Here is a 7,878-nt window from a genome sequence, read left to right on the forward strand (position 1 = left end):
GGCACCGATAGCGCTCCCCATCCCCGCAATGGCAAAGAAAGTTCCTGTGGCTGTGCGGGTTGCTATTCGGCTCTGCATGCTATGGAGTTATATGCAGAAGCTTTTGAGAGCGTTGATGCACTCGATAAACTTGAAGCTTTCGCCAGTTTCTATGGGCCAGATTTTTATCAACTCCCGCGCAATACCGAACAGATTACCTTGACCAGAACGACCTGGCGCGTTCCCGATGAATTGCCATTTACTGAATCTGGACTTGTGCCTTTACGGGCAGGTCAGGAGATGACGTGGCAAATGCTTGACGCTAGCATAGCTGAGGCTAATTGATTTAGGCAATCGTGTTATAGACACGCTATTCCTTAGGTTCGGAGCTGATGGGTAAAGGTAAGATAGGTACTGTGTCGAGAGGGAATTGCGATCGCATGATTGCGCTGTGCAAGGAGGGTGAAACCCTGCTCGCATGAAAAACTGCCAGACTGAGAATAGGATGAATTTCTGAGGTTCCCTGTGAAGCTAGAGAACATATTATTCCCCGTAGGAATCCTGGTAGTAGTTGCGATCGCATTTTTCGCCTACAGTGCTACCGCTGCTCCCTTGCCAGAAGGATTTCCCCCTCCAACACCAGAAGGGCAAATTGAAGTCAAACAATATCCCGCATACCGTTCTGCCACAGTTCGCTATTCAGGAGAACTCTCAATGGCAGCCAATAGAGCTTTTGACCCTCTTTATCGCCACATCAGCTCTAACAATATCTCCATGACGGCTCCGGTAGAAACCCGTTATCCAGTTAACACCCTAGAAGCCAGTGAGATGGGCGCATCCAATGAACGGGGTGAAGCGCTTGTTTCATTCCTCTACCGCAGCACTGACATCTACCCTTCTGAGATTGCACAAAACATTCAGGTAGAAGACATCGCACCCATGACAGTCGTCAGCCTTGGGCTAAAAGGCAGTTACGATTACTCCAGCTACCAAAAGAACATAGAGCGCTTACGAGAGTGGTTAGCGCAGCACCCGGAGTGGACTGTCGTCGGTTCACCTCGCCGCTTCTTCTACGATGCTCCCTATGTCCCCGAACCTGCCAAGCGCAGTGAAATCCAAATTCCAATTCGTCGGGTAGATAGCTAGCGAAAAGCAACGACCTCATAGTGTTCCACTGTTGGGAACGGGTCATAGAAGTGATGCAACAAGGAACGCCACTGTTGGTACTCTGGCGATTGTCGAAACCCAATGGTGTGATCTTCTAACGTCTGCCAGCGCACAAGTAGAATATAGCGGTTCGTGGTTTCTAAGCAACGTTGGAGTTCATGAGAAATATACCCTGGCATGGAGGCAATGATGGTTGAAGCTGTTTTAAAAGCCGCTTCAAACTCATTAACCCCACTGGGCTTAACATCAAGGATGGCAACCTCTAGTATCATGGGCTGGATGTTTTTACCACAGATAGTATAGTACAAGGTGCTATCAAGTAGCGGCGGCTTTCACAACATCGCTTTCTCTTCAGTAAGATTGGTGCAGTCGAGAGTGCATGAATGATACTCAATACATCATAAGTCCACTGAGGAAGGATTAACGTCATCGCAATTTCTTCTAGGGTGTGAATAATGCCCACTGCGATCGCAAGATTCAGCGTCAATCCTCCATAACAAAAGCCGAAGAGAGCGATCGCTCTAATATATCGCTCTTGTGTCACTCCAGGAAAATAAAAATAGTAGCCAATGGATGAAAGCCCTACTCAATGGACAATCTAGCGATCGCTTGCCTGATAGAAACTCATGTCATAGGCTCAAATGCTAAACCTAGCTTGGTGTAAGGGTTTCAGCTTTCGCTCAGGCGAGAGTGACAAAAGAGCGATAACAAGCGGTGAAAACGGGTATCATTCATCAGTAAAGAGACAAAGGCTGAAACCTATACATATCAATAATTCCAACTCAGAGTTGCCCCAGGTTGCACCAACCTTCTATTTTTGCCTAGTCCTAATCGGGTTGAGTGCAGCGCTGTTGATAAATTTGAGCTGCTTTATCTGTAGGATTGCGGCGCAGGCACTCAGCAAATAATTGTTCAGCATCTCTAAGCTTTTGCCAATGGTAGAGTAACAAAGCTTCTTCAAATAGCGTTCTCGTGGCTACCTTGCCCTCATAAGTCTCAGGCGGATCGGCATCGAAAACTTCAAAAATCGATACCGCTTTTGATTTTCCCTTAACTTTTACGCGATCGATAAGACGGATAGCATACTGGTTAGAATCTGGCAAAGACTGGAAAGTTTTGTGACTAATTAACAGCGAAATCCCATATTTTTTAGTCAAGCTTTCTATCCGCGAGGCTAAATTCACTGCATCGCTGATCACCGTGCTATCCATCCGGTTTTTTCCCCCAACCGTACCGAGTATTAAAGAACCTGTATTGATGCCAATGCCAATCTTAATCGGCACGTGTCCAGAAGCGGTGCGATGTTGATTGTATTCGGTAAGACGACGCAGCATATCAATTCCTGCTTTCACTGCATTATCTGCCTCGCCACTAAATAGAGCCATAATTGCATCGCCAATATATTTATCAATAAATCCTTGGTTTTCAATAATGGCTGGCTCCATGTGAGACAAATAGGAATTAATAAATTTGAAATTGTCTTGAGGGTTCATACTTTCCGATAAAGTTGTGAAGTCACGAATATCGGAAAAGAGTACCGACATCTCCTGTTGAACTTGGTCGCCTACTTTAACATCAATAATACTTTCTTTATTCAAGAATTGGAGGAATTGACGGGGGACAAAGCGCTCAAAAGCTTGGTTGAGTTCGGTGAGATTATTGTAGAGGCGGGCATTTTCAATGGAAATTGCTGCCTGAGAGGAAAGCAGATTTAAGAGTTCTACACGCTCAGAAGTAAAAGCCTCTGTGGTTAGATTATTTTCTAAATAGATAATTCCTGCCAGTTTACCTTGATGTTGGAGAGGGAAGCACAAGATTGATTTAGGCTTATGTACTTTGATATAGGGAGAATGAGCAAATTTAGGGTCATTAGCAGCATCATTTAAGACTACACTTTCCTGCGTGCGAGCCACATAGTTAACAATTGTGTGAGACATTAGAACTTTATCCTCAGGTTCCCATATAGACTGGACGGGGATGGACTGCAACACAGTCACGCCATGTTTATCCGCAGATCCTTCAGCTTCAATTAGCAATTTTCCCTTCTTTTCCAGAATCAAAAAGCCCGTTTGCGCTCCGGCATTCTCAATAATAATCCGCATCAATTTTGCCAGTAATTTATCTAGCAGAATTTCTTCAGATAGAGTTTGCGAAGCTTTCATGATTGCGATCAAATCCAGTTCAGAGGAAGTGCTACTTCCTGTTGTGGTAGGCGGCGTAGATAGCTTAGTGCTAAGTGTTCCCCTGTTCGAGGGCTTTCTTTGTAATAAGTGAGGATAGCGCGTATCTAAATCGTTAACTTTAGCTGTTGCACCCCAGCGGAGATAGCAATAACGGGCATCTTGCATATAGACTTGCGCGATTTTATCTTGATCTAAAGCGAGATAAAACTTAGCGGCGAGTTCGTGCGCTAGTGCTTCTTCATTGATGTATTCATGTTCTTTAGCAAGAGCAATAGCTTTTTTGTAATAGTCCATTGCCACAACTTCTGACCCTTGAACTCGGTGCCGTTCTGCTTCTACAAGATAAAATTTATGTAAATGATTCATTGGGGCATGATGCGCCCATTTTTTAAGTTTTTTCTGGTTAGATTGTACCTTTCGAGAAAGGCGTTTTTGCTGAAATTTTGAGGGAGAAGAAGACACGACCACTCTTGCAAGCGAATCGTAAAAGTAAAATAACGTAGTCGTCAACATCCCGGCTGCACTATCTATATATTTTTCCGCTAGTGCCGCATTGTCTAACGCTTCCTCATACTCTCCAAATAGGTAACAGAGTGTCAGTTTTTCAAGATATGTATGAAAAAGTAGGGTTTGATCATTTGCCTCAAGATCAAGGGGCAGTCTTTTCGATTCGTCATAAACATCACCAATTAAACGGCAGGGATTTTTCGATTGCCCCATCAGATTCAGAACCATCTGCCGATTTAGATTAATGTAATGAAAGTTTCGCTCTTGCTTTAATTTTTGGATAGTGTCACTGTATTTGGCTGCCTCCCGCTCAACAACAGCTAACTCTTGCCCCATGCAATAGGAATTGTAGGAGTTCCACAATATGGAATATGTCCCATATTCTAAATCTCCTGTTTCTAGTCCGCTCGAGTAGGCGAGCAGTAAAGGCTGTAATGTCTGCCTTCCATGCTCCTTCCAATGCCTGATAAAGTAATTAACAATAGCGACTGTTTTCGCTTTTACTTTCCTAGCATTGAGCCGCTCTAATAGACTTAAAGCTAGATTGCCAAATTTATAGCCGGATTCAATGTCTCCTAATACTCCGCAAAGAATCAACCCATAAGCTGCATACATCACTGCTGAGAAGGAAGCATTACCGTATTTGACCGATATATTGATACCTTTAAAAATAACCAGCGGTAATAAATTAGGAGCCGCTATATAGGAAGCAGAACTTACAATCGCTAGAATACGAATTGCTGCCAAATTATCAGGAGCAGTCATTTCCGGTAATTCGATTAAGTCCTCAACTCGTTTCCCCAGCAAGGCTAACTTTGTCCCCATCAAACCGAGTAAGATATCTAAGTTACTGGGCTTGTTAGGCAAACTTACTCCTAACAGCTTCAGAACTGTTAGTCCAGTATCGACTGCTTGTAATGGCTTGTTCTGCGTTAGATAAGCAGAGATTTTAACTTCATAAACTTTCACCTTATCCAGTAGTGCTTTGCCCTGTTGCAGCACGACTGGAACTAATCTCTCCATTTCATCGAATTGACCGCACAAATAGGCAGCTTCTGCGGCTTCTACATACAGAGCAAGTGTAGTATCGTACTGCGTCTGCCAACTTGACCCCCCTTCACTTCCCACGCCAGTTGCTACAACGGGGGAGACCCCCGCAACGCACTGGCTCCCCTTGCTAAGGGAGGACTCAGAAGGGTTCAACAAATCTAAGCCGACTGTTAGGTAGGTAAGGGCGGGTTGATAAGCGGCTGAGGCTTTTGCTTTCTTGCCAGCTATTAGGTTTAACTTTGCCAATTCATCTCGTTTCTGCTGGTTTTCGAGCAGGTTGCTGCCGAAATTCAATTGATTGACAATATCAAAGATTTTTTCCTCTTGCTGCCGGGGTGGGGTACTATTCAGCAGCAGTTGACCGATTTGCAGATGGTAGGCTTGCTTGCGGTGTGAGGGAATGAGAGAATAGGCGGCTTGTTGGATGCGATCGTGGACAAACCTGTAAGCTACCTTAAATTCATCCCCATTTCGGTCTGTTTGCAGAAATTTGTAATCATCTCCCACTGGAACAATTAGACCTTCTCGCACGGCTGACCAGAGCTCGGAAGCCGTTTCTTTTTGCGGCTTTTCACCTACACTTGAGAGAGTTTTTAAATCAAATTGGTTCCCGATACAAGCAGCCGTTTTTAATACTTCTTGCGTCAGTTCTGGTAGTTTTTGAATCTTTTGAGTCATCAACTCAACGACATTATCAGTAATACCTCGTGCTTGAATTTGATCTAAATTCCACTGCCAACTGCTACTGATAAAATCGAAATCTAATAGGTTTTCTGTATAAAGCGACTGGAGAAACTCTTTCAGGAAAAACGGATTACCCTGAGTTTTGGCAAGCACTAATTCGGCTAATGGCTTTGCCCTTTCAGCGTCGCACTTAAGCGTATCAGCAATTAATTGATTGATACAAGTTAAATCTAACGGCGAGAGCAAGATAGAATTTACAGTTGCTCCAGATTTTTGAATGTCTGATAAGGTTATTTTTAAGGGATGGGCTGCACTAACTTCATTATCCCGATATGCCCCAATCAGCAGTAGATACGAAGTATCTACATCGGTCATCATTAGCTGCATTAATTTCAGAGTAGCGATATCTGCCCACTGTAAGTCATCTAGAAAGATAACTAAGGGATGCTGTTGTTGACAAAAGACGTGAATGAAGTTTTGAAAGACTAAGTTAAACCGATTTTGGGATTCACTTGCTGCTAGCTCTAGGACGGCTGGTTGCTTGCCAATAATCAGTTCGATTTCGGGGATAACATCAATAATAATTTGTCCGTTTACTCCTAATGCTGATACGAGTTTGTCACGCCATAGGTGCAGTTGTTCAGACGTTTCAGTTAGCAGTTGTCGAACTAATTCTCGAAATGCACTGACGATAGCACTGTAAGGAATATTTCGCTGGAACTGGTCAAATTTACCAGAAATGTAATAACCGCGTCGTTCAGTAATTGGTTTATAGATTTCTTGAACTAATACTGATTTACCAATCCCGGAATATCCAGCAACGAGCATAAGTTGGCTAGTACCATGAGTGATTCGCTCAAAAGCTGCGAGTAACGTTTCAATTTGAGTTGACCTACCATAGAGCTTTTGCGGGATTTGAAATTTATTAGAAATATCCTGTTCACCTAAAACAAAATCTTCAATTTTCCCATCTGTTTCTAGTTGCCTTAGACATATCACCAAATCATCTCTAATGCCTAGAGCATTTTGGTATCGTTCCTCGGCTGTTTTCGCCAGGAGTTTCATCACGAGTTCTGAAACGACCAGAGGAATTTCGGGATTAATTATATGGGGTGGGATGGGTTGTTTAGCAATATGACAATGAACCAACTCCATTGCATCGATAGCATCAAAAGGCAATTGGTTTGTCAATATTTTATAAAAGGTAACTCCGAGCGAGTAAAAATCAGTGCGGTAATCGATTGCTCGATTCATCCTGCCTGTTTGTTCGGGAGAAATATAAGCTAACGTTCCTTCTAAAACATTAGGGCTTTTTAAGGCAGTGTTTTCCCTGGACAAGACTGTGGACAAGCCAAAGTCAATAATTTTTAATTCTCCGGTTTGAGGGTTTAAAACAATATTGGACAGGTTAATATCTTTATGGATAATGTTTGACTGATGAATTCTTCCCAGAGTTTCAGCGATCTGAATGGCGTTTTGGAGAAATTCTAATAAGGTAAACTGTCTTTTTTCTAGTAATCTTTCTAAAGATTGCCCACCGAAATCCTCTAATAGCATTACCAGTGTGTTGTTATGTCTTCGTAGCTCGTGAGCTTTAACAACTCCCCCTAGTTCAAAGCTGCGAGTGATTTCATATTCCTGCTGGTAACGGAAAAGTTCGGCAGGGGTTGGATAGTCTTCTTTGAGGACTTTCAGAATCAGCGGTTGGTTATCTTGTTCTCTAATTCCCCGATAGACCAGGGAATTGGCACTTTCATAAATTTGGGCTAAAACTTTAATTCCAGGAAGTTTAATCATGTTCGGCTATTCATCTTTGACAGTTATGAACCTTACGGGCGATGGTCAACGACTCCTGATGGTACTCAATCGCCAAGGCATAGAGTTGCCCAGGGAAGCGTAAACATTTCGCCAATTACCCAATGCTGCCCTCTCACCTTAGCGATCTTTAATCTCTCGGTAGATCATCAATGTCTGTTGACAAGCCTCAAGGCTTCTTGAAATTGACTTGTCTGACTCTAGTGATTTCTTTGCTCCAACAACTTAGTATCGCAGCCAACAGGCTAGTATTTTTTCTAATATTCATCTAAGGATCGAGGATATATCGCTCTTTTATCACTCTCACCGGAGCGAAAGCTGAAACCATTACAGCAAGCTAGTTTTAGCATTTGAGCCTATGACATGAGTTTCTATCAGGCAAGCGATCGCTAGATTGTCCATTAAGTAGGGCTTTCATCCATTGGCTACTATTTTTATTTTCCTGGAGTGACACAAGAGCGATAACTGCGATCTCTCTTGAAAATAGGGGTCA

4 protein-coding genes and 1 pseudogene are annotated in these 7,878 nt (G+C 43.1%); 2 read left to right on the forward strand and 3 right to left on the reverse strand.

The window, feature by feature from the left end; translation table 11 throughout:
* Window positions 1–324: pseudogene (locus tag H6F50_RS18435) on the forward strand (dihydroorotase); the annotation flags it as partial.
* A gap of 180 nt (window positions 325–504) precedes the next feature.
* Window positions 505–1,125, forward strand: coding sequence for a heme-binding protein (locus tag H6F50_RS18440; protein WP_190429818.1), 621 nt, complete (start codon window positions 505–507; stop codon window positions 1,123–1,125).
* On the opposite strand, the gene H6F50_RS18445 is transcribed toward H6F50_RS18440, so the two are convergent.
* The 3 genes from H6F50_RS18445 to H6F50_RS18455 form a co-directional block, all read right to left on the reverse strand.
* The gene (locus H6F50_RS18445) at window positions 1,122–1,418 is read right to left on the reverse strand and encodes an antibiotic biosynthesis monooxygenase (protein WP_190429819.1); all 297 of its coding nucleotides are present in this window, start codon (window positions 1,416–1,418) and stop codon (window positions 1,122–1,124) included. The two genes, H6F50_RS18440 and H6F50_RS18445, sit on opposite strands and share 4 nt — an antisense overlap.
* Window positions 1,415–1,690 (reverse strand): hypothetical protein, encoded by a 276-nt coding sequence (locus H6F50_RS18450; RefSeq protein ID WP_190429820.1) that lies wholly within the window; start codon window positions 1,688–1,690, stop codon window positions 1,415–1,417. The genes H6F50_RS18445 and H6F50_RS18450 overlap by 4 nt, the downstream gene beginning before the upstream one ends.
* A gap of 283 nt (window positions 1,691–1,973) precedes the next feature.
* Window positions 1,974–7,367 (reverse strand): AAA family ATPase, encoded by a 5,394-nt coding sequence (locus tag H6F50_RS18455; RefSeq protein WP_190429821.1) that lies wholly within the window; start codon window positions 7,365–7,367, stop codon window positions 1,974–1,976.
* Window positions 7,368–7,878 lie beyond the last annotated feature (511 nt).

Source organism: Coleofasciculus sp. FACHB-712 (assembly GCF_014695635.1).
GTDB lineage: Bacteria > Cyanobacteriota > Cyanobacteriia > Cyanobacteriales > FACHB-T130 > FACHB-T130.

What these genes read in the sequence shown, in the direction of transcription:
- H6F50_RS18445 (WP_190429819.1), bottom strand. Translation starts at nt 1,418, where the DNA reads ATGATACTAGAGGTTGCCATCCTTGATGTTAAGCCCAGTGGGGTTAAT.
- H6F50_RS18455 (WP_190429821.1), bottom strand. Translation starts at nt 7,367, where the DNA reads ATGATTAAACTTCCTGGAATTAAAGTTTTAGCCCAAATTTATGAAAGT.